Annotated in this window: 1 protein-coding gene; it reads right to left on the reverse strand. The window is 34.6% G+C overall.

The window, feature by feature from the left end:
• Positions 1–625: 625 nt before the first annotated feature.
• Positions 626–1,201, reverse strand: a complete 576-nt coding sequence (locus FHS90_RS22195) for a hypothetical protein (RefSeq protein WP_182514624.1) — start codon at positions 1,199–1,201, stop codon at positions 626–628.
• Between the last annotated feature and the right edge of the window lie 275 nt (positions 1,202–1,476).

A 1,476-nucleotide genomic window follows, 5' to 3' on the forward strand; every position in this document is an offset into this window, starting at 1 on the left:
ACAGATAGACTAAGTTCGTCGTAAATGAACTTTACGATTTCTTCATAGTCATTTTTTAAAGCGTAGAATTTATATGTCATATATTAATGCTAACGTACTTGTGTAAACGACGGCAAGGCCGTCGGCCGTAGCTGACGTTTACACGTTGTTGTGCGGAGGTGTTCTTCTAAGTTTCCCACGCATTTTATTATTTCTGTTTTTGACCTGGTTTTGGAAAAACAGCCCGAAAACGTAAAATCGGAGCGTTTTACTTTTTATATGGTCGTCCAGTTTTGGCTTGATTTCTGAAAAACAGGTCGAAAACGCATTTCTGAGTTCAATCGTTCTGCAAGCATTTTGCGTCCGTTCATGCTCAAACGCTACGTCAATTCCTCTTCTGCAACTTTTGCTGATAGAAGTCGGGCGGCGATTGCTTTCTTCTGCCAAGCTAATCAAAATCCTCTACTCGTTTTCTCAAGCCAAACCAGAAGATTTTTTCTTGTACTTCTGCCACTCTTGCTGATTTTTTTGCCGTTCAAGTTGTCAATTCATTATTTCACTTGCGCACAACGGTCTCGTATAAACAACGTGCAAGGCCGTCGGCCGTAGCATGCTGTTTATACAATGTTAGGCAACGTTTTTTTTTTTAGTTAAGGAACTGCGGTAAATATTGTACTAGAATATTTAATTTTTGTATGTCTGTTCCAGGCAAGTGGCTTGAAATTTTAGTTTCTTTATCGTTTGCACCGTCATTTAAATATACTCCTGTTTTATTACTTCTTGTTGTTTCAAACCTTGATGTGGTTATTGAAGCATTCTTATAGCTAACTTCTAAAGGAAATAACAATCCACAAGATATTTTATCATTATAGAATCTTACACCTGCTATTTTAAATTTACCTTCATTTTTTATTTTATTTGCAGCATAAATAAGAAAATTCTGGACGATGTTGTTGTCTAACACCTTATTCATTAATTCTTCAATTTGTTGTATAGCATTATTACTGGCTTTAGAAGTAAAAATAAAGCTGTTAACATTTAAAGAGATATCAATTTCTCCTTCTGGCGATTTAAACTTTAATTCAGCCGAGCCTGAACCGTTTACATACCATAAATAATAATGCCAGTCATAAATATTTCGCCTAATTAACTTAGTTCCATTATATTCAATGTGGTTTTCTGAGAGCCAAATGGTTTTATCTTTTAAAATATAAGACTTCATGAAAATTTATTTTTAAGTTATTTTCTATGTAAAAAGTCGCTCTTCGCTTTATTCTTTCTCTTCTCTTTCTCTGCTCTTCGATATTTTGCATTATGTATTAGCATTCTTATTAAATAAAATACTAAAAGTATTGGTATTACTATTGCAGCTATTTCGTACATATTGTTTTTATAAATGTTGCCTAACGGCCGCTGCTAAACGACGGCCAAGAGTTTGCCTGATTGTCTTTCAAAGTACCAACTTCGGCTGTAGAAAGCAACTGGTTTGCACCTGAA

Origin of the sequence: Rufibacter ruber (assembly GCF_014138425.1) — a bacterium.
Classification (GTDB): domain Bacteria; phylum Bacteroidota; class Bacteroidia; order Cytophagales; family Hymenobacteraceae; genus Nibribacter; species Nibribacter ruber_C.